General features: G+C 76.6%; 12 protein-coding genes. 2 read left to right on the forward strand and 10 right to left on the reverse strand.

What is annotated here, in order from left to right:
• Positions 1 to 10: 10 nt before the first annotated feature.
• From J116_RS04800 to J116_RS04845, 10 genes are all read right to left on the reverse strand, one after another.
• Positions 11 to 2,845: a hypothetical protein gene (locus J116_RS04800; RefSeq protein ID WP_023590484.1), complete on the reverse strand. Its 2,835-nt coding sequence runs from the start codon at positions 2,843 to 2,845 to the stop codon at positions 11 to 13.
• Positions 2,845 to 4,923, reverse strand: coding sequence for a hypothetical protein (locus J116_RS04805; RefSeq protein ID WP_023590483.1), 2,079 nt, complete (start codon positions 4,921 to 4,923; stop codon positions 2,845 to 2,847). The genes J116_RS04800 and J116_RS04805 overlap by 1 nt, the downstream gene beginning before the upstream one ends.
• Positions 4,920 to 7,775: a hypothetical protein gene (locus J116_RS04810; protein WP_023590482.1), complete on the reverse strand. Its 2,856-nt coding sequence runs from the start codon at positions 7,773 to 7,775 to the stop codon at positions 4,920 to 4,922. Before J116_RS04810 ends, J116_RS04805 begins: the two co-directional genes overlap by 4 nt.
• Positions 7,772 to 11,194, reverse strand: coding sequence for a tubulin-like doman-containing protein (locus tag J116_RS04815; RefSeq protein WP_023590481.1), 3,423 nt, complete (start codon positions 11,192 to 11,194; stop codon positions 7,772 to 7,774). The genes J116_RS04810 and J116_RS04815 overlap by 4 nt, the downstream gene beginning before the upstream one ends.
• A 45-nt stretch (positions 11,195 to 11,239) precedes the next feature.
• Positions 11,240 to 13,729, reverse strand: a complete 2,490-nt coding sequence (locus J116_RS04820) for a vWA domain-containing protein (RefSeq protein ID WP_079147860.1) — start codon at positions 13,727 to 13,729, stop codon at positions 11,240 to 11,242.
• Positions 13,730 to 13,737: 8 nt separating this feature from the next.
• Entirely contained in the window at positions 13,738 to 14,229 is a 492-nt protein-coding gene (locus tag J116_RS04825) for a Pycsar system effector family protein (RefSeq protein WP_023590479.1), read from the reverse strand.
• The gene (locus tag J116_RS04830; protein WP_023590478.1) at positions 14,226 to 15,518 is read right to left on the reverse strand and encodes a hypothetical protein; all 1,293 of its coding nucleotides are present in this window, start codon (positions 15,516 to 15,518) and stop codon (positions 14,226 to 14,228) included. Before J116_RS04830 ends, J116_RS04825 begins: the two co-directional genes overlap by 4 nt.
• Entirely contained in the window at positions 15,515 to 17,893 is a 2,379-nt protein-coding gene (locus J116_RS04835; RefSeq protein WP_023590477.1) for an nSTAND3 domain-containing NTPase, read from the reverse strand. The genes J116_RS04830 and J116_RS04835 overlap by 4 nt, the downstream gene beginning before the upstream one ends.
• Positions 17,890 to 18,705 (reverse strand): nucleotidyl cyclase domain-containing protein, encoded by an 816-nt coding sequence (locus tag J116_RS04840; protein ID WP_023590476.1) that lies wholly within the window; start codon positions 18,703 to 18,705, stop codon positions 17,890 to 17,892. The genes J116_RS04835 and J116_RS04840 overlap by 4 nt, the downstream gene beginning before the upstream one ends.
• A 297-nt stretch (positions 18,706 to 19,002) precedes the next feature.
• Entirely contained in the window at positions 19,003 to 19,728 is a 726-nt protein-coding gene (locus J116_RS04845; protein WP_023590474.1) for a Crp/Fnr family transcriptional regulator, read from the reverse strand.
• Between the two features lie 450 nt (positions 19,729 to 20,178).
• On the opposite strand from J116_RS04845, the gene J116_RS04850 reads away from it, so the two are divergent.
• Together J116_RS04850 and J116_RS04855 are read left to right on the forward strand one after the other, a co-directional pair.
• The gene (locus tag J116_RS04850; RefSeq protein ID WP_023590473.1) at positions 20,179 to 21,681 is read left to right on the forward strand and encodes a 3' terminal RNA ribose 2'-O-methyltransferase Hen1; all 1,503 of its coding nucleotides are present in this window, start codon (positions 20,179 to 20,181) and stop codon (positions 21,679 to 21,681) included.
• Positions 21,678 to 24,236 (forward strand): polynucleotide kinase-phosphatase, encoded by a 2,559-nt coding sequence (locus J116_RS04855; RefSeq protein ID WP_023590472.1) that lies wholly within the window; start codon positions 21,678 to 21,680, stop codon positions 24,234 to 24,236. The genes J116_RS04850 and J116_RS04855 overlap by 4 nt, the downstream gene beginning before the upstream one ends.
• Positions 24,237 to 24,305 lie beyond the last annotated feature (69 nt).

Genomic DNA, 24,305 nt, shown 5'->3' on the forward strand with positions numbered 1-24,305 from the left:
CCGTCAACGGTCAGCCGCAGCCGCGGAGTGTCAGGACGAGGAGGGTGCCGAGGAGGGCGAGGATCACACCGGTGCCGACACCGAACACGACGAACGGCCCCTTGCCCGCGCTGTCCCGCTGCGGCGGCCCGGCCCCGCCACGCGCTTCCCGCCCGCCGGGGTCCGGACCGACGGCGGCCGGGCCGCCAGCGGGTGGGCCGCCTGCGGGTGGGGGCGGTGGCGTGGCCGGGCGGCGCTCGTCCGGGGGTGGTGCGGCCGGGCGGCGTGTGGTGTTGCCGTCCCTTGGCGGCTCGCCTCGCGGGCGCGGGTCCTGCCTGGGGATGGTGGCCGTTCCCTCCTCGGCGGCTGCCTCCGTACGCCCTGTGCGGTGCGGCCGCGTAGGGCCGGGGCTCTCCTCGTACGGGGACGCGTCCGGCGCGCGGTCCGCCCTCGCCGTTCGGGGGCGGTCCGCGTGCGCTGGGCTGCGGCCGTCCCCGTAAGGGGGCTCATCACCGTGTCCCCCGCCCTCCTCCGTACGGCCCGGCTCTCCTGGCGGGTCCTCGGGGAGCACGCGCGGCGCGGGACGGGGGGTGTCCTCGTAGCGGGACGGGTCGCCGGGAGGTCGGCCGTCGGCGTCCCGGTAGCGCGGCGGGCGGTCCCCTGGGCCCTGGCTTGGCGGGTCCGGCGGGCGGTCCACCGCGCCCCGGCCGGGCGGGGCCGACGGACGGTCGGGGGCGTCGTGCCAGGGGCGGTCCTGCGGGGTGCGGCCGGGTTCGCCGCGCGGGGCCGCGCCGGGCGGGGCGTCCGGCGACCGGCGCGGTGCGTACCGGCCGGGCTCGGGCCCGCGCGGGGCCGCGTCGGCGTCCCGGTGGCGCGGCGGCCGGTGCGCGGGCGGGTCGCCCCCGCCACGGGGACGGTGGGCGCCCGCAGTCCGGGGGGCGTCCCGGCGCGGGGGCGAGCCGGCGGGGCGGTGGCCCGCGGTGTCCCCGGCCGTCCATGCGTCCCGGCCGTCCTCGGGCGGCGGCGCCCCGGCGTCCCCTTGGCCCGGCGGGCGTGGCTGCGGGGCGGGGCCCGGCGGGTGCCGGGGGGTTGGCGGGCGCTGGGGGGTTGGCGGGGTGCGGGTGGCGGAGCGGAAGAGGGCCTGCCAGGCCGGTTCCGGGAGGCCCGGGGCCCGGCCGCGGGCGATCTGGTCCACCGCCGCCCGCGCCGCCCGGTACGGGCCCGTGTACAGGCGCGGCAGCAGCTCCGTCACCCGCGCCGCCAGGGCCGGGTCGTCCAGCAGCGGCCGTACGGCCCAGCGGTACAGCGACGCGGCGTTGGCGGCGCGCACCTCGTCGCCCGGCATGCCCGCGCCCGCCCGGTCCGTGACGTACAGCTCCTGGTCCAGGAGTACGGAGCACAGCGCCGCCCGCTGCTCGCGGCCCCAGGACGGCCACCGTTCGGCGGCGTCCGTCACCAGGGCCGTCAGCGTTCCGTACCCGCCTCCCGCCCGGAGGGCGCGCAGCAGTTCCTCGTCGGCCCGCCCGCGCCGGTGCGACGAGCCGCCCCGCCGGTCCCGCCACCCGCGCGCCCTCGGCGGGTCCTCGGACGGTGCCGGCCACTCGGGCGCGACGACGCGGACGGGCGGGCTCTGCCGGGGGGCGGCGGCGGGGGCGTACGGGCCGTCCTCGGGGGCGCCGAGCGGGTCCGGGACGGCGCCTCCGACGGCGTACGGGCGGCCGTCGGCGGAGGCACCGGCCTGGGCGGCCCCCGGTTCGTACGGGCCCGGCCCGGCGCCGGGGGCATACGCGTCCCGCCCGTCCCCCGGCCGGTGCGGGTCCGGCCGGTTCCCCGCGCCGTACAAGTCCGTCCCGGTCACCGGGCCGTACGGGTCCGGTCCGGCTCCCGGGCCGTACGGGGCCCGCCCGTCACCCGTGCCGTGCCGGTCCCGCCCGGGTCCCGGGGTGGGAGGGGGCGCCGGGGCCCGTCGGGGGCGAGGGGCGGGGGGCAGGGCCGACAGGGCCGACTCGGCCAGGTCCAGCAGCGGGAGCGGGCCGCCCCGGGTCGCGCGGTGGTGGTCCGCCGCCCGCCGCAACGCCGCACCCACCTCGTACTCCTCCCGCAACTGGTGGCGGACCAGCTGCTCGGCGACCAACTCGGCGCGGTCGCCGCACCGCTCCGCCGGGTCGCTGCGGCGGCGGGCGCCGCTGCCGGACGTCTCGCCGGTCCAGCGGCTGACGAACACGAACCGCAGCCGCTCCGACTCGGCCGTGTCGTGCGTGGCGAACGTCCACCGGCGCGGGTTGTGGCCGCCGAAGATGCCGTACAGGCCCCACAGCACCCGGCAGGCCGCATCGCCCGACGGGTCGAGGAAGGTGAACCCGGCGTTGCGGTGGCGCAGGAATTCCGCGACGGCGCCGACCAGTTCGCGCCCCACTCCGGCGAGGCCGCCCGTGAGGTGGCGCTGCCCCGAGTCGGCGGCGGGCAGCAGCGCGGCCTCCGGGACGGGCGGCAGCACGCCCCGCACCTCGGCCAGCGGCAGGTCGCCGCCCTTCCACGACCAGTCGTACAGGCCCAGGCAGGTCGCGGGGTCGAGGACGGGCGCGGGGCCCATCAGGGCGTGGCACACCGTCCCCGCCCGGCCGCCCGCGTCCCGCCACGGCGCCCGGCGCACCAGCAGCACCCGGTCGCCGCTCTCCAGGCGCAGCAGCGCGGGCGCCGTCGCCTCGCCGGTGGCGCGCAGCAGCGGCGCCGTGCTCCGGAACACGGCGTCGGCCGTCTCCGGCGCGCAGGACCAGGCGACGGGGCCGAAACCGGTCGTACCGGAGAGGTTGTCGGTGTCCCAGCGGAAGACGATCTGGTCGGTGAGCCTGTCGTGGGGGGACATCAGATCCCTACCTCTCCGTGGTCCACGCCCGGCAGGAGCCCGCACATGGCGAAGATCGACAGCAGTGGCGCCAGGACCCGGCGGGGGCGGACGCCGTGCGGGAAGCGGTCGTCGCGCGCCTGGCCGCCCGTCGCCGCGACGAAGTGCAGCGTGCAGCGGGCGGAGTCGTCGAACGGGCGCAGCCACGCCTGGGTGGCGTGCCGGGCGACGAACGCGTGGACGTCGCGGCTCTCGGCGCGCACCTCCTCCGGCCGGAACCGCGGCGGGAGGGCGCGGCCGAGCCACTGGTCGACGGCCGGTTCGACGCGGACGAGGTCGCTCTTGTTGAGGGCGATCGCGGTGGGCGCCGCGATGTAGGGGCCCCGGGTGCGGGGCACGCGGTTGAGTACGGTGGTGAACGCCTCGTCGCCGAGGTCGCGGCGGCGCAGCCCGTTCAGCTCCCGCACCGGGTCGAGGGAGGGCAGGCTCAGCGCGCGCAGCGGGTCGAGGACGAAGACGAACGCGTCGATCCCGGTGAGGAACCGCGCCACCTCGCTGTCCTGCGCGAGGTCCTCGCCCGCGAGGTCGAAGAAGATGACGGGCCGCGTAGGGCCGCTGCCGGTGACGAGCAGCCCGTCGGCGAACCTGGCGAACGTCTGCTGCCCGGTACGGCCCAGCTCCCGGCCCTGGAGGAGGCTCTGCACCCGCTCCCGCAGGAACGTACGGTGCGTGTCCGGGTTCAGCGGCAGGCACTTGAGGCCGTACGGTTCGAGGCCGCCCTGCTCGACCTCGCCGAGCATCGCGGCCAGCAGGTGCGTCTTGCCGACGCCGGAGCTGCCGACGAGGGCGATGGTCAGGGGACGGCCGTTGGTCAGGTACGGGACGGGCAGCTCGTGGAGGTTGTCCTCGTCGGCGTACGGGCACAGCTGGTACGCCGTGCGCAGCAGGTCCCGGACGTGGGCGGGCGGCAGGTCGCCGCTCAGGTCGAGCGGGACGCGGTCGCCCATGGGGTCGATGGTGACGAGACGCGACTCGTCGTAGACGACGGGCAGCAGGCAGTGCGGGCACAGCCGTTCCGGCGACGCGGCCTGCGCGGCGGGCGGGGACGGGACGGCCGGGGGCTTGGGTGGCGGCGCGGTGGGGCGGCGGACGGGCCACCAGGACGGGCGGGCCCGCTCGTGCGGCTCCGGGGGCGGCGGGGGCCGGTCGAGGCCCAGTTCGGCGCGTTTGCGCGCGATCTGCCGTTCGTACTCGGCGCGGCCAGCGTGCAGCGGGTCGGGGCCGCCGGTGGTGAGGGCGAGCGGGTCCGGGACGTTCAGCAGGCGCATCAGCTCGGCCGGTGCGGGCCGCCCCGCGGCCAGCGGGGCGAAGGCGCCGCCCTGGTGCAGCGCGGCGAGCCCGCGGAAGTCGGCCAGGTCGGCGGGCGGGCCCGCACCCCGGTCGGGGCGGCCCGCGACGAGGTAGTACACGAGCTGGGCGACGGACCACAGGTCGTCGCGCGGGTCGGCTCCCCCGGTGCCGCCGCGCTGCTCGGGCGACGCCCAGGGGGCCGTGCCGTACGCCTCGCGCGGCTCCCCCGCGCGCATCGCGGCGTACGGCTCCGCGAGCCGCACGTGCGTGCCGTTCCAGCGGACCGTGTCGGGGCCGATCGCCCGGTACACCAGTCCGGCGTCCTCCAGGAGCCGTACGGCCAGGGCGAGTTGGCCGGCGACCCGCAGCTGCTCGCGGACGCCGAGGGCGCCGCGGTACGAGACGAGCGGCTCGCCGTCCGTGATCCGGTACAGGACGAACGGCTCGGGCGCGTCGAGGTCGTAGCCGACGACGCGGGTGAAGACCTCCCCGAACCCGTGGTCCGCGTACCGCCGTTCCAGGGCGACGGCCGCGGCGGTCTCCCGTTCCAGGGCGGCGTGCGCCCGCGGGTCGCCGGGGCCGATGCGGTGCTGGAGGACCGTCCGGTCGCCGAGCGTCACCGTGCGGGACTGCGCGCCGGGGCGGCCGGGCTGCTCGCGGTCGGGCCCGAAGCGGGCGGGGAGGCGCATCCGCGTGCCCTTGGGCGTGAGGAACGCCAGCTCGCCTTCGGGCTGGTACGGGTGCGTCATGACGGGTCACCGTCCTCTCCGGGCGTCTCCTCGCGGACCGTCCGCACGGCGTCGCCGCGCAGCGGTACGAGGCCCAGCACGCCCGCGTGGCGGCCCGTCGGCGTCCACACGACGTCCTCCGCGTACGCGGCGCCGTGGGAGTCGGCACGTGCCGCGTACCGCCCGTCGGGCCGGGCCCGGTCGTCCGGTTCGGGCGTGCCGCGCCGGAACGCCTCGGGCGCGAACCGGACGCGATGCACGGCCAGCGGGTCCGCCGACAGGAGCCGCCGGTGCCGCGGGCCGCACAGCGGGACGGTCGGTTCGGCGTCGGCGCCTGGTGCGAGGAGGTCGGCCACCCGGTCGGGGGCCACGCCGGTCATGCGGGTGGCGTCGGGGCGGCGGCCGGGCCGCGGGTCGTGCGGGGGCGGGGAGGTCGCCGCGTCGCGCAGGAGGCGCCCGTGGACCTCGTCCAGCAGGTCGCGCATCGGCCCGTCGAGGGGGGCGCGCCCGGCGCGGGCGGGGTCGCGTTCGATCCGTACCCAGCAGGGGGCGAGGAGGCGGCGGGTGCCGGACGCCAGGTCCGCGACGAGGGTGTCCACCAGGTCGGGGCCGCCGTCGCCGCGCTCCCGCTCCAGCCACGGCGGGTCCTCGGGGACGCGGAGCGGCGGCCAGCGGTCGTCCGGCGCGGCGAACGGGCCGTCGTCCGCAGGGTCTTGGGACTGGTCGGGGGCCGCCGGGTCGTGGACCGGGACGGCCTCGTAGGCGGGTCCGATGATGCGCGGCTCCTCGTCCTCCGGGTCGTAGGGCCGCGCGGGGCCGGTGGTGTCGTAGGGGTGTGCGGGGCCGCCCGTGTCGTACGGGTGGGCCCGGGCGGGCCGGTGGCCGGGGGCGCCGGGGCGGGCCGTGCCGTAGGGGGCGCCGTCAGGGTCGTAGTGGGCGCTCGGGGCGTACGGGCCGTCGGCCGGGGCGCCCGGCCGGGTCCCGTAGGGGGTGCCCGGGGGCGGGGCCGCGTTCCACCAGTCGTCGTCAAAGGAGCCGTCGCTCCAGGAGTCCCACTCCCACAGGTCCGTGCCGCCGTCCTCCTCCGCCTCGGCCGGTGGCGCCTGCCGGGGCGCGGGCTGCTGCCCGGAGCCGCGCTGCCCGGGGACAGGGCCCGCGCCCTGCCCGTACGCGTCGCCCGCCCCGTACGCCTCCGTCCCGTACGCCTCCGCCGTCGCGGCGAGGGACCGCAGCAGCAGGGCGACCGCGCGGGCGCCGTCCGCGCAGTGGTGCCGCGCGTCGGCGAGCAGCCAGTCGTGCACGGCGGTCTCCGCGAGCAGCCGGTCCACCCCGGCGACGACACGCGCGGCGTACTCGGCGTCGGTGCCGCGCCACCAGGCGTCCACGGACGACGTCCAGTCCCTTACGGCGAGGACGAGCGCGCCGGTCAGGGCCACGGCCGCCCCGCCCACCCCGGCCCAGAGGGGCAGCCCCAGCAGGGAACCCGCGACGGCGCCGGTCACGCCGCCCACGAGGCCGCCCAGCAGCCGGGCCGTGACCCGGGCGGTGCCCCCGCCGTCGTGGCGGCCGTCCGGGGAGCGGTTCGGGCGGTGCGACCACATCAGGGCGCCGAGCACCGCCGCGAGGACGCCGATCACCGGGCCCAGGAACCAGCCGGGCCCCGGCCACAGCCCCGCCACGAACGCCGGTACGAGCGCCGCCAGCGCCGCCCCGGCCGCCGTACCGCCCGTACGGAACGGCGGCGGCCCCGCCAGATGGCGCAGGTACGCCGGGTCGCACAGCTCGTCGAGGCGGGCGAGACGGGCCGCGCTGCCCGCCGGGGCGGACCGGTCGGACAGGGCGGCGAGCCGCGCGGCGGCGGTCCGCAGCGGCAGCGGCTGGTCCAGCAGGTGCTCGGTGAGGTCCCGCAGGGCGGGCACGACCCGGGCGCGGGACGCGGCGGGCAGGTCGGGCAGGACGACACCGCGCTCCAGGAGCCGGGCCCGCTGCTCCCGCGTGAGCCCCACACCGTCCCCGTCCGTGAACGCCCCGGCGACGGTGTCCCGGTACGCCTCCAGGGCGCGGCCGAGTCCGACGAGGCGGCCGGGCAGGTCGGCGTGGCGGGAGAGCCTGCCGAACAGCCCGGCGGGGCCGCGCGCGAGCCGGTGCCCTTCGCGGGCCTCCTCCAGCGCGTCGTCGCAGGCGCGGCGGCGTGCGGCGGCGGGCCGCGACGGCTCCAGCCACCGGTGCCCGGCGACGTCCTCGGGCAGCGAGTCGTCCAGCAGGACGGCCAGGTCGGGCGGTACGGAGTCGCCGGGGCCGCCGCCGGTCACCTCCTGGCCCGCGAGCGTGGCCAGGGCCTCCCGCCACGCGCGCGTACGGGCCTCCTCGCTCAGGTCGTGCTCCACGACCCGCACGGACGGGACGGCGACGCCGTGGACGAGGCCGCCCAGGCCGCGCAGGACGGCGTCGAACACCTCGGGCTGGCCGAGGAGCTGGATCAGCGGGCGCAGTCCGTCCGGGTCGTCGGCGGTGCGCGGGTCGAGGACCCACAGGACTCCGGCGGCGGGCGGCCGCAGGCTCAGGGGGCGGCGCAGGGCGCTCTCCAAGGTGCCCGGCTCCGCCCGGTGGGCGGGGACCCCGGGGCCGCCGACGGCGAGGCAGAGGACCTTGGCGGGGCCGTACGAGTAGAGCCGCTCGTACAGGAGCTGGTGGGCGACGAGCCGCTCGGCGTGGTCCACGACGAGGAACCGCCGCTCGCCGTCGCAGTGCTGCGTGGCGTCGAGCGCGGCGCGCACGGCGTCGGCGTCGGGCGTGCGGCGCAGGTCGAGGGGCACGGCGTGGCAGGGCTGCCGGTGGGCCGGGGCGGTGCCGGGGGTGTCGCGGAGGTTCACTCTTCGTCCCAGGGGTACTTGGGCGCGTGCCCGGTGCCGGTCTGCGGTTCGGCGGGAGCGGGTGCGGGGGCCGGGGCGCTCTCGGGCCGGGGCTCGGGGAAGGACTCGTGGCGGGGCTCGGCCTCGGGCTGACGCGGGCCGGGCTGGTACGGCGAGGGGTCGTACGGGTCGGGGTCGTACGGGGCGTGGTGCGGGGACGGCCGGGACGGGCCGGGCGGGTACGGGCCGCCGCCACCGTGCGGCGCGGGAGGCGCCGGCGGTACAGCGGCGGCAGCCGGTACGGGAGCGGCGGCCTGCTCCTCCTGGTCCCGCAGGTACCGCCGGTACAGGTCGCGCAGCGACGTGGACGAGCCCTTGCCCTCCAGTTCGAAGGGCCGGTCGAGGGCGCCGGGCAGGGTGTGCTCCCAGAAGTGCCGCACCGGGTCCAGCCACTCCTCCGCGCCCCAGCGGGCGGTCAGCTCGTCGAGCCGGGCCAGCTCGCGCGGGGCGATCTCCTCGACGAAGCTCACGAACAGCGGGGAGGGCCGCACAGGCGAGGTGGTGAGGCCGGTCGGGCGCATGTTCATCAGCCGGTCGCAGAACACCCCGATGATCGACTCCTCCTCCAGCAGCGCGGTCCGCTCGTACGCCTGGAGCAGCCCCGCCCAGCTGGACAGCTGCCCGTCGTACGGCTCCACGCGCAGCGCCATCGTGGAGGACTCGCCGCGCTGGAGGCGGATGCGCACGACGTCCGGGGACGCGGCGTCGCCGTCGTGGCCGACGAGCCCGTTCCACATCGCGCACAGGACGCGGTGGAGGATGTGCTGCCGGTCCTCCTCGGTGCTGACGAGCCAGTCGTCCTGGTAGCCGAGCCGCTGCCGCCAGGACAGGAAGTCGTCGGAGCGGCCCGCCTCCCGCGCCTCCGACCACAGTTTGAGCAGCCCCCGGACCTCGGAGATGTCGGTGAGGCTCATCTCGCTGCGGAACAGCGCGACGGTGATCGACTCGGACTCGACGGCGCGCGGTTCGATGTTGGCGTGCTGCGGCAGGTAGAGCGCCTTCTTCAGGTACTCGGACGTGCGGCTGTCCGCCTCGCTGCGCGGGTAGGTGATGAGCACCTTCAGGGGACCGCTGCCGTCGGGCGTGAAACCGACCGGCAGGAGTCCGGCGACCTGGGCGCGGAACTGCTCCAGCCAGCGGCCGTCCACCGCCGCCTCGGCCGCCTCGTCCCCGGCGGCCGCGCGCAGCAGCAGCGCCATCGACGGCAGCAGGGGACGCTCGTTGATCGCGTCGCCGCGCTCCCCGAAGAGCTGCTTGACCCGCCCCTCCAGGACCTGCTTGACCTCCTTGACGGCGGCGCCGTGGGAGTGGCGCACGGCTTCCAGGGCGCGCCGCCAGACGTCGCCCTCCACGAGCGCGTCGACGATCCCGGCCGCGTCCATGCTCTCCTCGGGGAGGCGGAGGCTGCGGCCGAGGCGCTGGACGACGTCGTCGTAGAAGATCCGCAGGCTGTTCTGCGGCGGCAGCAGGTAGCAGACGCCCTTGCGGTCGTCGCGGTACAGCTCCCGGCGGCGGGCGGCGAACGCCTTGCCCTCCTCGTCGGCGTGCCCGCGCAGCGCCTTGACGAGTTCGCCCAGCTCCTGGACTGCGTGGTTGAGGACCGGCCGCCACCGGGACTCGTGTTCCCGCCAGGCGGTGTGCCACAGCAGGTTCGCCCGCCATCGGTACCAGTCGTCCTGCTCGACCTTGGCGTCCCGTACGTCGGGGTCGCTCCAGCGGGCCGGTACGAGGCCGCCCGCGATGCCCTTGATCCTGGGGACGTGCGGGGCTTCCCGCCGGACGTGGCCGGGCCGGTGGGGCTCGCTGCGGCGGTTGTCGAGCATGCCGGTGAAGCCCGCCTCCGCGACCCGCTCGGGGTGTCCGCGCAGCCCCTCGATCACGGTGCTGACGCCGAACGGCCCGTACGCGCCGAGGAGCGCGCGGATGGCGCCGCCCGGCTGGAACTCCTCGACGAGCCGGGGCATGTCGCGGCCCAGGTCGCGTTCGAGGCGTACGAGGGCGTCCTTCATGTCGCCGCGGCGGTGGTGGAGGGCGGTCGTCACGGCGCGGGTGCCGCGGGGCGGCGTCTCGGGCTCCGGGATGTCCGGGGCCGCCCTGCTCCACAGGGCGTCCACGCGGGCCTTCTCGAACGTCTCCCTGACGCGCGCGGCGCCGTCCTTGACGGGCTGCCTGGCGCGTTCGTCCATGGTGCGAACGGCCTGCGCGAGGAGGCGGGCGGCGACGATCTCGGCGAGGTCGTCCACGGGTGTGGTGAGGGACGCGGCGAGGGTGGTGGACATGCTCCGGTAGCCGATGCCGGAGCGGGCGTGCCGGGACCGTTCGACGCCCTTGTTGATGAAGCTCTCGGCGAAGGACTGGTAGTCGTCCCGGGAGCGGCCGCCGCCCGTCTCGTCGGGCAGTTCGGTGCCGATGAGGGACATGACCAGGGCGGTGATGGAGCGGCGCAGGTCCTCGTTGCGGATGACGGCGGGCTTGCTGAACAGGAAGGCGGTCTGCGCGGTGGAGGCGCGCAGCCGTACGAGCGTGTCGCCGGGGTAGCGGACGCTGATCCGGGAGCGGTGCTCGACGTCGCCCACGTCGGAGTCGGCGGCGGGCATGTTCTGGTCGTCGACGAGCCGGGAGATGTCCACCAGGGCGCGGGCGCCGTTGAGTTCGGCCTCCCGTCCGCCGCCCGCCTCGGGCGGGAACGCGGACGGCATGACGACCAGCGGGTAGATCTTCACGCCGGGCACCCTGGCGTTGCGGAACTCGTGCCCGATGAGGTGGATGAAGTCGTGGTAGATGCCGGCTCCGGTCCCTCCCGCGACGGAGAACGCGACGAACACGTCGCAGCCGCGGATGCGGCCGCCGCCCAGCCGCTGGAGGTCGCCCGCGCAGCTGCCGATGGCCCCGATCGCGGCGCGCAGCGGACGCAGGACGTTGTCGAGTCCGCTGTGGAGGGTGGCGAACAGGGCGGCGCGGCCGACGGTCGGCAGCTGTCCCGCGCCGTTGTAGAGCGGGGCGACGCGGGGCTGGCGGACGTCCGGGGGGAGCCAGTCGCGGGTCTCGTCGGGCAGGGCGACGCGCAGCATCCTGGTCACGTCGGTGGAGCCCTCGAAACCGGCGGGCAGCAGGTCGTTCACGACGCGGGCGGTACGCGCGTACGCGGCGCCCTCGACGCCGGGCGCGCCGAGCCGCGCCTGCGCGTCGCCCTCGCTGAAGTCGGCGTACACGAACTGGAGGCAGTCGGGCAGCTGGTACGGGGCGCGGCGGCCGCCGTCCACGAGCCGGGTGCCGTCGGGGCCGCACAGTTCGCGGCGCAGGCTCTGTTCGAGTTCGGCGCCGATCTTGCCGCCGGTGCCGCCCAGTCCTACGAAGAGCATGGGCTGGTAGATCTTCATCACGTCTCCCCTCGGGGCGTGGGTGCCCCGTCGTGCGGTGCTGCGTCAGAAGTCCCGGAGGTCCGGGCTGTCGGCGGCGCGCTCGTCATGGCGGCCGCGCCCGGTGGCCGCGCCGTCCCCTCCGGCGCCGTCCCCGCGGGCGCCGGACCAGGCCGGGCCGTCGCCGGTGTCGTCGCTCTCGCGGCGCGGCGGGGGTGTGCGGCGGGAGCCGAAGGGCATCCGGTCGCTCCAGCCGCCGGGCCGGGCCCGGTCGGTGTCGGCCGTGGTCCGGCCGCCCGGCGTGCGGGTGCCGGAGAAGCGGGAGCCGGAGGCGCGGGAACCGGCGGTCCTGCGGTCGTGGACGGCGAGTTCGAGGTCGTCGTCGAGGGCGGTGACGCCGTTGTGCCCCACGGGCTGCTCCGGCCCGCCGTGCGGGCGCAGCCTCAGCTCCCCGCCCACCGTGGCGATCAGCTGGTGCGCGCCGGGCTCGTCGGGGCGGCCCGGCTGGAGCCTGGGCGCGCTGCCGCGGCCCTGCTCGACGGTGAAGGAGTACCTGCCCCGCCGGTCGCGTCCGCTCCGTACGGTGAGCCGGTCCAGGCTCTGGCCGTCGCGCAGGAGTTCCAGCTCGATCCCCGCCAGGTCGAGCCGTCCGAGGACGGCGCGGACCCGGACGGCGAGGAACACGCCGAGGAGCAGCGCGGCGGCGCCGCCACCGGCGAGGGCGGGCCACCAGCGTTCGGTCCAGGAGGGGCGTGGCTCGACGCGGATGTCCAGGAACGCGGCGGCGACCGGCTGGGCCGGGGCCGCCGCGTCGACGGCGGTGATCTTCCCGCCGATGTCGCCGGGCCGCGTGCCGGGGCCGACTTCGAGGGTGAACGGCGTGTCGCGTCGGCTGCCCGGCGGGACGGTGACGGTGGCCGGGCCGACGCGCAGTTCGGTCCCGGCCGCCTGGTCGGCGAGGGCGAGGCGCAGGGTGTGCGGGGCGGTGTCGTTGTTGGTGACGGACAGGGTGCCCCGGACGGTGCCGCCGGGGTGGACGGTCGTACGGTCCACGGTGATCCCGGCGAGGACGGCGGGGTTGCTCTCGCCGCGGACGCTGTGCAGCGGGCGCAGGTCGGAGGTGACGCCGGGCGCGGCCATGCGGGTGGTGAGCCGCAGCGCGCCGGTGGCGCCCGCCGGGACGGTGACGGTTCCGGTGAACCGCACGTCGGCCGCTTTGCGGTCCGGGGCGCGGCCGTCGTCGGTGAGGGTGAACGCGACGGGCTCGAACCCGTCGCCGGCGAGCTGCCCGGTGACCTTGATCCCGGCGATCAGCGCCGGGTCGGTGACGTAGACGCCGCGGCGGGTCTGCATGCGGACCTCCACGACGGCCCGCTCGCCGGGGCGGGGCGCGGCCGGGGCGAGGACGGCGGACGATCGGAGCTTGCCCTGCCAGATGGCGCGTACGGCGACCTCGCGGTCCCGGTGGCCCTCGGGCGCCTCGACGTGGGCGCGCCACCGGCCGGGCAGCGGGTTGTTGACGCGCAGCGCCTCGACCGGGCCGCCCTGGCCGCTGAGTTCGAAGGTGGAGCCGTCGAAACGGCCGTTCGCCGGGACCTTGCGGCCGCGCGGGTCGTAGTAGGTGACGGTGACCTTCGGGTCGTGCTTGCTGACGGTGATGGAGCCGTCGGTGGCGATCGGCGGGATCGTCACGTACAGGTCGCCGGGGGGCCGCTTGGAGTCGCCGGGGGTGACGCCCGCGCAGCGGGCGGCGGCGAAGGCCTCCTGGAACGCCGCGTCGATGCCGGTTGAGTCGGCGACGACCCGCATGCGCGGGGTTGCGGACGGCAGGTCGGCGCAGCCGCCCCGGTAGCCGCCCTCGGCCATGTCGGTGAGCATGGCCCGGTCGATCTCCTTGCCGAAGCCGAGCGGCCAGATCTGCACCTTCTCCTCACGGGCCCGGGCCAGTTCGTCGGCGAGGCGCTTGAGACCGTTGGTCCTGCGGCTCTCGGGGTCGGCGCCGTACTCGGGGCTGTCGTCCACGTCGAGACGGCCGTCGGTGAGGAGGAAGACGACCTTGGGGACGGCCGGTGTGTCACTCTCGGTGAGGCGGCCGACGGCCTGGCCGATGGCGGCGGGGAAGTCCGTGCCGGGGCCGACGCGGGAGTCGCGGCGGGCGAGCCGCTGCACGCAGTCGCTGAGCCGCTGCCGTCCGGCGGAGTCGGCGACGGTGAGCGGGCACACCTCCCGTACGGGCGACTGGCCCGGTTCCTCGGAGCTGCCGAAGCCGATGACGGTGGCGCGGGACCGCTCGGAGATCTCCCCCTGGGCGAGGAGCGCGGCGGCTTCGACCTCGCGGGCGAGGTCCTCGTCGGAGAGGCTGTCGGACTGGTCGACGACGATGGCGAAGTCCACCGGGTCGGCGCCCTCCGGGGCGGCGGTCGTGTCCACCGCGGTGTGCGCCGCGCCCGGCGCGGCGGCGGTCGCCGGGGTCAGGGCCGGGGTCAGGGCCGCCAGGCCGAGGGCCACGGCCAGGGCGGCGGCTCGCGCCGCCCGTCCCGTTCTGGTCAGTCGCATCTTCGTCGTCACCACAGTTCACTCAGGAGGGCCAGGGCCGCGCCCAGGGCCAGGCAGAGGACGCCCGCGCGCAGCCAGCGGTACTTGGCGGCCAGGACCTGCCCGTGGACGCTGGCCTGGTCCAGGAGCCAGGAGGTCGTGTCGGCGCCCGCCTCGGCGAGCCGGTCGAGCAGCGCGCCCGCGGGCGCGCCCGCGGCGAGGTCGCGCAGCAGGGTGCGGTCGGCTCCGACGCGGGTACGGGGCAGGACGACCCCGACGAGCATCAGCATCCCCGCGCCCCACAGGGCCGCGGCGACGGCCAGCAGGACGGCGCCGGGGCCGCGCGCGCCGAGCGGGCCGGGGTCGCGGGCGAAGACGACGGCGAGGAAGGCGAGCGCGCCGGACAGCAGGATCGCCGCCTTCGTGTCGGCGCGCCCTATGTCCTCGCGGACGGAGCCCAACAGGCGTTCGGCGAGTGCGCGGACCTCGTCCGCCGGCGGGGGCGCCGGGGTGCCGCTCACTCGTCGTCCCAGTCGTCGAAGTCCGCGCTGGGCGGGGCGCTCGGGGCGGGACGCCGGTACGACGAGTCGTCGCCGTGCCGGCCGGCGGTGCCGTAGCGGTCGTCGCCGCGGTACCGGTCGTCAGCGGGGGCGGCGTCGTCCTCCCGCTGTCGCTCCCGTTCCCGTTCGCGCTCGAAGGCGGACTGGACGCTCGTCGGCTCGTGGACGCGGCGCGGGTCGTCGTCGTCCGGGAGGGTGGCGCGGCGGCCCGCGGGCTCGTCCTCCCAGGGCGGGCGCACCGGCTCGGCGGAGGGGCCGCCGTCGGTGAGGGCGGCGCGGGGCGCGGGCTGCCGGGGCAGGTCGAGGACCCGGTCCGCGACGCCGCCGAGGACACCGCCACTGCTGCTGCGCAGGTGCTCCAGCACCTGGTACGTCATCTGGTCCAGGTCGTGGCGCTCGATGACGCCCGTGTCGATGAGCCGGTGCAGCACGGCGAGGAAGTCGGCCTTGCCCTCCCGCTCCTCGGCCAGCAGCTGCCTGCGGATCTCCCACTGCTTGTCGGGGTTGGCGGCCATGTGGTGGGCGATCTGCGCGGCCTCGCCCCGCTGGAGCATGGCCTGGAGCTCCCTGGCCCGGTCGGCGAGCAGCTGCCGGTCGTAGGCGTCCTTGCGGCGCTCCCGTTCGGCGACGCGCCGGTCCACGCCCATGCCGACGAGGGTGCGGTCGGCCTCGGCGAGCTGGCCCTTCACGTCCCGGTCGAGGTCGAAGAAGACATGGACGCGGGTGCGCAGGCCCAGGTCGCGGCCGAGCTGGAGCCGCCCGGCGGCCAGTTCGTCCCGTACGGCCTCGTCGGCGCGCTGGGCCTCCGTGATGCCGAACCTGCGGGAGATGGCGCGCAGCCCGTCGAGGAGGTCGTCGCGCAGCAGTTCCGCGACGTCCCACACCTGACGCCTGACGACGAGGTGCGGGTCGTCCACCTCCCACTGGACGCTCGCCTTGGCGCGGAACGACACCCCGTCGCCCGCGGCGGGCAGTTCGAGGTCGAACTCGGTGACGTTGCGGCCGAGCAGCACCTCGAAGACGGTGTACGGGCTGCCGAGGCGCGGCTTGCGGAAGTCCTCCGTACGGTCGGGCGACACCACGCGGTGGCCGCCGTTGCGGTAGAGGAGGACGGCGGCGACGCGTCCGCTGGTGCGCCGGTACGGCGGCCGGGACTCGCGCAGCAGGGGGCCTCGGGGCCGGGTGCCGGGCGGCTCGGCGTCGGACTCGGCGTCGCGGGGCGGGTCGTACGGGGCGGGCCCGGGGTTCATCGCTCGGCTCCTTCCGCCACGGCGTCCCACATACGGCCGGCCGCGGTTCTGTCCAGGGGCTTGTCCCGGTCGCGTACGAGTCCCGTGAGCAGGCCGCGCAACCGGTCGCGGTCCCGGGGGGTGGTGGCGAGCAGCGGCAGGAAGCCGCAGAGCACCCGGAGGGTCTCGGGGTCCCGGGCGGCGCGCCGCACCAGGGAGGCGAGGCCGTCCAGGGCGGGTTCACCGGAGCGGGGGGTGCCGAGGGCCGCCCTGACGAGCGCGGCCAGCGGCGGGGCGAGGCCGGGGCGGGTGGCGAGCAGGGCGAGCAGCAGCGGCCGGGCGGCGTGCGGTTCGAGGTGCGGCACCTCGGTGAGGCCCCAGAGGTGGGTGGTGCGCATGGTGAGCGTGCCGATCGCGGTGAGGAGCGCGAGGTCGGCGAGGGCGCGCCGGCCGTCGCCGAGCCAGTGGCCGAGGCGGCGGGTGACGGTCTCGGGGTCGGCGGAGGCGAGGAGGCGCATGACGCTGAACGACGCGGTGCCCAGCACGTCGGGGTCCTGGCCGTCGTCGGACCGTACGACGGTGCCGAGCGCGTCGAGCGACGAGCGGACGGAGGCGGCGGGCAGGGCGTAGCCGTGGGCGAGAACGGCCGTGTCGAGGAGAGCGGGGTCGCCGCCGCGGGCCCAGTCGCGCAGGACGGCGGCGACGGCGGGCTGGACGCGCGGGTCGCGGGCGGCCTCGGCGAGGGCGGTGGCGGCGGCCATGCGCGGGACGCGTCCGTCGAGGGCGGCGAGGGGGCGGACGAGCTCCCCGAAGCCGTACACCCAGTCCCAGGAGCACAGGACGCCCGCGGCGATGGAGGCGCGGACCCACACCTCGGGGCGGGGGTCGTCGCACAGGCCGCGCAGCCAGCGGGCGACGGGGCCGCGGACGTTGTGGTGGCCGTGCCACACCTCGCTCAGGACGGCGATGGCGAGGGCGTCGCCCTGGAAGCGGATGACGCGGGCGGGCACGCGGGCGGCGCCCAGGTCGAGTTCGCCGTCCTCCACGACGGAGCGGGCGACGACGGGCCGGTTGTCGGCGTGGGTGCCGAACAGGCGGCGGCCGGTGGGGTGTTCGGGGTCGAGGGTGACGGCGAGTTCCCAGGCGAGCAGTTCGGCGGCCTCGGCGGTGAGGCTGTACGCGGAGCCGTTGAACACGGCGACGGCGATGCGGAACGCGGCGGCGTTCAGCGCGGGCAGCGCCTCGGGGAGGGTGCCGGGCCGGTCGGCGCCCGCGAACCAGACGCGGGCCTGGGCGCGGACGAACGCGCCGCAGTCGTCGAGGAGTCTCTCGTGGGTGAGTTCGCCCTTCTGGTGGCGGGCGAGGTGGTCGGCGAGGCGGGCGGCCTCGCGGGGGCGCAGCTCGTCCAGGCCGAGGGCGCGGACCACGTCGTCGTGCGCGGCGAGCGTACGGGCCGCGTCGAGTGCGCCGTCGGGTTCGCCGCGCAGCAGGGTGCGCAGGTGGCGGTGGAGGACCTCGGCGGGCGGCGGGGGCGGGCAGTGGACGCCGTAGCGGCCCTGGAGGAGCCGGTCGGCGAGGTCGCCGCTCTCGACGAGGATCACGCCGTACGACCGCTTGGCGCGGAGCTGGCCGCTGAACCGGTCGAGGTGCAGTTCGGTGAGGCGGCGGGGGCGGGGCGCGGCGCGGTCGTCGCCGTCCGGCTCGGGGCCGGAGCCGTTCTCGGGCGGCAGTTCCAAAAGGTAGCCGTGGCCGGACTGGAGGGCGTCGTCGGTGATCGTGTGGACGGCGGTGGCCGGGTCGAGGCGGGTGACGTGGTCATCGGTGAGTTCGGAGAGGAGGGCGAGGGCGGTGGCGGTGCGGCCGCTGCCGGGTTCGCCGGTGAGGACGAGGAGGCCGCAGGAGCGCAGGAGCTGCTTCATCCGCTGGTAGCCGGTGGTCTCGCAGTAGACGTCGGCGAGGCGGGCCAGGGTCTCGTCCGGTACGGCGCCCTGGACGGCCGGCGGTCCGGCGTCCGTCCAGAACTGGGTGATGAAGGTGTTGTCCTCGAAGACCTGGCCGTCGCCCCGGATGTCGTAGCGGCGTTCGGCGCGGCCGTGTTCGAAGGTGGCGCGGGCGGCGTGGGCGGTGCCGGCCCCGCCGGTGCCGCCGGACGCGCCGAGCGGGTTGCGCCCGGCGTGGTCGAAGGGGTTGGGCGGGGCCTCGGCCTCGCGCTCGCCGTCCTTCTCCCGGTCCTTGTCCCGGTCCTTGCCGCCCTCCCTGTCGCGGTCCTTGTCGCGGGCGTGGTCCCTGTCCCGGTCGCGGGCCTGCGCCTGGTCGCGGTCGCCCGGCTGGGGGCCGCCGCCCGGCGCGGCGTCGCCATCGCGGGGGTCGGGCTGGACGTCGTCGTGGTCGCTCACGCGCGCTCACCTCCGTCGCGGTCCTTGCGGATGCCGGTGAAGCCGCCGCGGATCGTGTTGCGCTCGAAGACCTGGAGGTCGCCCCCCGCCCGGTAGCTGCGCCCGGGCGGGGGCTCCTCGGTGGTGCGGGGCGGTGGGCCGCCCCCCGTCGTCGGCCCACCGCCGGTCGGTGCGGCACCGGGCGCGCCCGCCCGGGTGCCGGGGGGTTCCCCGCCGGGGGTGTCCGGCAGGGGTGGTGCGGGGCGCCTGGGGATGTGGAACCAGGCGGTCTCGTCGGTCTCCTTGGCGCGGACGCGGGCGGGCCGGTAGTGGGCGGGCTCGACGTACCGGCCGCCCTCGGCGACCACGTTGTCGTACAGCCACCCGGAGACGACGACGAGCAGGTCGGCGTCGGTGGCGCGGGCCATCACGTCCTTGGCGGCGGCGCTGTCGCAGAGCCGGCAGGCGAGGTCCACGGCGCGGCCGACGAGCCCTTCGCCGTCGTCGAGGACGAGGCCCGCGTTCATGCCGACGCGCAGCCGCAGCCGGGGGTCGCGGCCCGCGTTGTGCTCGCGCAGGCACTCGTAGAGCGTGTCGATCCAGCGTCCGACCATCAGCGTGGGCGGTACGTCGGGGCGCAGCGCGGCGAGGATGCCGTCGCCCCGGTCCTCCTGGTGGACGTGGCCGGGCTCGACGCCGATCGCGGCGTACGCCTCGCCGAACGACTCGTACATGGCGGAGCGCATACGCCTCTTCGCGTCGATGCCCAGCGTCCCGGAGGCGCAGGCGTCCCCGAAGACGACCAGCCGGTGGATGGCTCCCGCACTGCTCACTCGGACTCCCTGGGTGCCGTGGTGTGACGTGGTGGTGCGCGCGGTTCCGCGTGGTGGCGCCGTGGTGGCGAGGCGGTTCCGCGGGTTCGGCGCCGTGGTGGGCGCCGCGTTCCTCCGTGGTGCCGTGGTGCCCCGTGACGCCGTGGTGCTGTGACGCCGTGGTGCCGGGGTGTCGCGGCGCTCCACTGCCGTGACGCCCAGGTGCCGGGGCGTCGCCGCGGCGAGGTGCTTTGGTGTCGTGGTGCTCGTGCTGACAGGCCAAGCCTCGCCGCTTCGTGCGGCGGGCGATGTAGCCGTTTACACACCCGGCGAGGTTTTCTTCCCGGGTGCCGGCGGGCGCGGCGGGCGGCCCTGGGCGAGGTGGAGGAGAGCTTCCATGTCGGTGACGACGACCTGGCGCTGGCCGGTCCGGACGACGTGCTGTTCGCGAAGCTGCCGCAGGGCCTTGGCGACGGCCTCGCGGGTGGCGCCGATGGCGGCGGCCAGGTCGTGCTGGGGCAGGGGGATCTTCAGGACCGTGCCGTCCGGGCCGCGCCGTCCGGCCCGCTCCGCGAGTTCCGCGAGGCGGGCGGCGAGGCGCTGGAGGACGGTCTCGGAGGCGAGGGAGCGGCGTTCGACGTCGGCGCTGCGCAGCCGGGCGCTGAGCTGCCGCATGATCAGTGAGGTGGCGTGCGGGCGGGCGGCGAGGAAGAGGCGGAACCGGGTATCGGAGACGGACACGGCGTCGACCCGGCCGAGCGCCGTGACGGTGGCGCTGCGGGGGCCCTGATCGACGGTGGCGAGCTCGCCGACGACCTCGCCCGCGCCGCGCAGGGCGAGGATGAGGCGCGTGCCGCGTTCGGTGCTGATGGAGACGACGGCCCAGCCGGAGAGCAGGACCAGGACGTAGGCGGAGGTGTCGCGTTCCCGGATCATGACGGTGCCGGGCTCGTAGACATGACGGACGCCCTCCGCGAGGAGGGCGTTGCGGTCCTGGGTGGAGAGGGCTTCGAGGAAGGAGCGGTCCTGGCCGAAAAGACTCATTCCGCTCCCCTCCCCCGCGCGTCGCACACCCGAACGGACATCGCGTGTTCGGCTGGTTCGTATGGAAGTTCGCACGCTGTTCGATGCGCACGGCGCCCCAAAAGGGCTTGTGGTCAACGAGGTTGACGTTGCGTCACTGCTTTGGGGTGAAGAACGCTAGGGGCTGCCGTTCCGGCCCGTCAACACGGCTGGAAGCGCACCGGGCGCAGGGTTCACACAGGTGCGCTCCGGGTGCCACCCTGCCGCGCCGTGCGCCCGCCCTCGTGCGCCGTGCGTGCGCCCCCTCGGGGGTACGCGCACGGTGGGGCGGCGGGCTGGGCGGCGGACGGCGGTGCGGCAGGCTGGGCGGGGCGACGGCGACGCGGTGGACGGCGGCTGGGCGGCAGGGCGCTGGGCGGCTGAGCGGTAAACCAATGGCCGGGGGCGCACGGGCGCCCCGATACTTGCCGGGTGTTCCTGACGATCAGTACGACCGGTACCCCAGAACGCCCCGCGACCGACCTCGGTTTCCTGCTGCACAAGCATCCCGGCAAGGCGCAGGCGTTCTCCACCTCCTACGGCACGGCCCATGTCCTCTACCCCGAGGCGAGCGCCGAGCGCTGCACGGCGGCGCTGCTGCTGGAGGTCGATCCGGTCGCGCTGGTACGCCGCGGCAAGGGCGGCCGTGACCGGGGCCCGGACACGGCCCTCGCCCAGTACGTCAACGACCGCCCGTACGCCGCGTCGTCCCTGCTCGCTGTCGCGCTGGGCAACGTGTTCTCCAGCGCGCTCGCCGGGCGGTGCGCCGCCCGCCCCGAGCTGGCGGAGGCCGCGCTGCCGCTGCGCGTCGAGGTGCCGGCGGTGCCCGCGAAGGGCGGCGCCGCGCTGGTGCGGCGGCTGTTCGGGCCGCTGGGCTGGGCGGTCACCGCCGATCCCGTGCCGCTCGACGAGCGGTTCCCCGAGTGGGGCGACTCGCGGTACGTCCGGCTCGTCCTCGAAGGCGAGCAGCGCCTCGCGGACGCGCTGCGCCACCTGTACGTGCTGCTGCCGGTGCTGGACGACGCCAAGCACTACTGGGTGTCGCCCGACGAGGTGGACAAGCTGCTGCGGGTCGGCGAGGGCTGGCTGCCGGGCCACCCGGACCAGCAGCTGATCACCCTCCGCTATCTGTCGCGCCGCCGCTCCCTGACGCGGGAGGCGACGGAGCGCCTGGAGCTGGCGCGGCTGGCCGCGGCCGACGACACGGAGGCCGAGGAGCTGGACAACGCCGTGGACGAGGACACCGACACCGAGGAGCGGCCCGTGCCGCTGGCGGTGCGGCGCCGGGAGGCGATCCTGGCCGCGCTGCGCGACGCGGGCGCGAGCCGGGTGCTCGACCTGGGTTGCGGACAGGGCCAGCTGGTCCGCGAGCTGCTGAAGGACCCGCGCTTCACGGAGGTCGTCGGCGTGGACGTGTCCGTACGGGCGCTGTCCCTCGCCGCGCGGCGGCTCCGCCTGGACCGCATGGGCGAGCGGCAGGCGTCCCGGGTCCGGCTGGTGCAGGGCTCCCTCACGTACACGGACAAACGGCTCAAGGGGTACGACGCGGCCGTCCTCAGCGAGGTGATCGAGCACGTGGACCTCCCGAGGCTGCCCGCCCTGGAATACGCGGTGTTCGGCGCCGCCCGGCCCGGCACCGTGCTCGTGACGACGCCGAACGTCGAGTACAACGTCCGCTGGGAGACCCTGCCCGCCGGGCACGTGCGCCACGGCGACCACCGGTTCGAGTGGACCCGCGCCGAGTTCCGCGACTGGGCGCGCGGCGTCGCCGACCGCCACGGGTACGCGGTGGCGTTCACCCCCGTCGGACCCGACGACCCGGAGGTGGGACCGCCCACGCAGATGGCCGTGTTCACCCTCACCGACACCACCGCTCCGACCGCGCCCCCGAACACGACCCCGACCCCGCCCCCGAAGGAGGACAAGGCCGCATGACCACCACCGCCGTCACGGAGCCCGCCGCCGCGCGGGCCCGCGTCCTGCCCGTCACCGACCTGTCCCTCGTGGTCCTGATCGGCGCCACGGGGTCCGGCAAGTCCACCTTCGCCCGCAGGCACTTCAAGCCCACCGAGGTCGTCTCGTCGGACTTCTGCCGCGGTCTGGTCTCCGACGACGAGAACGACCAGAGCGCCAGCCGCGACGCGTTCGACGTGCTCCACTACATCGCCGCCAAGCGGCTCGCCGCGGGCCGCCTCACGGTCGTGGACGCGACGAACGTGCAGGCCGAGGCCCGCCGCCAGCTGGTGCGGCTGGCCCGCGAGCACGATGTGCTGCCCATGGCCATCGTCCTCGACGTGCCGGAGGAGGTGTGCGCGGCCCGCAACGCCGCCCGCCCCGACCGCGCGGACATGCCCCGGCACGTCATCCGCCGCCACCGCGGTGAACTGCGGCGGTCCCTGCGCGGCCTGGAGCGCGAGGGCTTCCGCAAGGTGCACGTGCTGCGGGGCGTCGAGGAGATCGAGGCCGCCGAGGTCGTCCTGGAGAAGCGGTACAACGACCTGCGGCACCTGACGGGCCCGTTCGACATCATCGGCGACATCCACGGCTGCGCGTCCGAACTGGAGGCGCTGCTCGCCAAGCTCGGCTACGTCGACGGGCGGCACCCCGGGGGGCGCACCGCCGTGTTCGTCGGCGACCTGGTGGACCGGGGCCCCGACTCCCCCGGCGTGCTGCGCCGGGTGATGGGCATGGTCGAGTCCGGGGACGCGCTGTGCGTGCCGGGCAACCACGAGAACAAGCTGGGCCGCTGGCTCGCCGGGCGCAAGGTCCAGCACACCCACGGCCTCGCCGAGACGATCGGGCAGCTGGAGCGGGAGGACGACGCCTTCCGGCAGCGGGTGCGTCGGTTCATCGACGGGCTCGTCAGCCACTACGTGCTCGACGAGGGCCGGCTCGTCGTCTGCCACGCCGGTCTGCCGGAGAAGTACCACGGCCGCACGTCGGGCCGGGTCCGCTCGCACGCGCTGTACGGCGACACGACGGGCGAGACCGACGAGTTCGGCCTGCCCGTGCGCTACCCGTGGGCCGAGGAGTACCGGGGCCGCGCCACCGTCGTGTACGGGCACACGCCCGTGCCCGACACCTCGTGGGTCAACAACACGATCTGCCTCGACACCGGCGCCGTGTTCGGAGGGAAGCTGACAGCGCTGCGCTGGCCGGAGCGGGAGCTCGTGGACGTGCCCGCCGAGCGGGTCTGGTACGAGCCGGCCCGGCCGCTCGTCACGGACGTCCCCGGCGGGCGTCAGGGCCGGCCGCTGGACCTGGCCGATGTGCACGGCCGCCGTGTCGTGGAGACCCGGTACCTGGGGAACGTCGGCGTCCGTGAGGAGAACGCCGCCGCCGCGCTGGAGGTCATGAGCCGCTTCGCCGTGGACCCGCGCCTCGTGCCGTACCTGCCGCCGACGATGGCGCCGACCCCCACCTCCGCCCTCGACGGCTACCTGGAGCACCCGGCGGAGGCGTTCGCCGCGTACGCCGCCGACGGGGTCGGGCGCGTCGTCTGCGAGGAGAAGCACATGGGGTCGCGGGCCGTGGTCCTGGTGTGCCGGGACGCGGCCGCCGCGCGCGAGCGGTTCGGCGTGGACGGCCCCACCGGCTCCCTGTACACCCGCACCGGGCGCCCCTTCTTCCCGGACGGGGCGACGACGAAGGTCCTCGACCGGGTCCGCGCCGCGGTGACGGCGGCCGGGCTGTGGGACGAGCTGGACACGGACTGGCTGCTGCTGGACGCCGAGCTGATGCCGTGGTCGCTGAAGGCCGGTGGGCTGCTGCGCTCGCAGTACGCCGCGGTGGGCGCCGCCGCCGGGGCGTCGCTGCCCGGCGCGACGGCCGCGCTGGAGGCGGTGGCCGCGCGGGGCGTGGACGTGTCCGCGCTTCTGGAGCGGCAGCGGGAGCGGGCGGCCGACGCGGCGGCGTTCACCGACGCGTACCGGCGGTACTGCTGGCCGACCGACGGGCTGGACGGGATGCGGCTCGCGCCCTTCCAGATCCTCGCCGCGCGGGGCCGCAGCCTCGCCGGGCTGCCGCACGACGAGCAGCTCGCCCTGATCGACCGCCTCGTCGCGGCGGACGGCACGGGCCTGCTGCGGGGCACGGGCCGGCTGCTGGTGGACACGGGCGACGAGGCGTCCGTACGGGCCGGTGTGGACTGGTGGCTGGAGCTCACCGGTGAGGGCGGTGAGGGCATGGTCGTCAAGCCTCTCGGCGCGCTCGCCCGCGACGGCGCTGGCCGCCTGGTGCAGCCCGGCGTCAAGTGCCGGGGCCGCGAGTACCTGCGGATCGTGTACGGCCCGGAGTACACCCGCCCGGAGAACCTGCGGCGCCTGCGCTCCAGGTCGCTCGGCCACAAGCGGTCGCTGGCCCTGCGCGAGTACGCCCTCGGCCTGGAGGCCCTGGACCGGCTGGCGGCTGGTGAGCCCCTGTGGCGCGTCCACGAACCGGTCTTCGCCGTCCTGGCGTTGGAGTCGGAACCGGTGGACCCCCGCCTGTAGCCCCCGGGCGCCGGGCCGTCGCGGTGCCCGGCGCCCGGCGGTGGGCCCGCGCCGTCCTCGGGGGCTGGG

The organism is Streptomyces thermolilacinus SPC6 (assembly GCF_000478605.2).
Taxonomy (GTDB): Bacteria; Actinomycetota; Actinomycetes; order Streptomycetales; family Streptomycetaceae; genus Streptomyces; species Streptomyces thermolilacinus.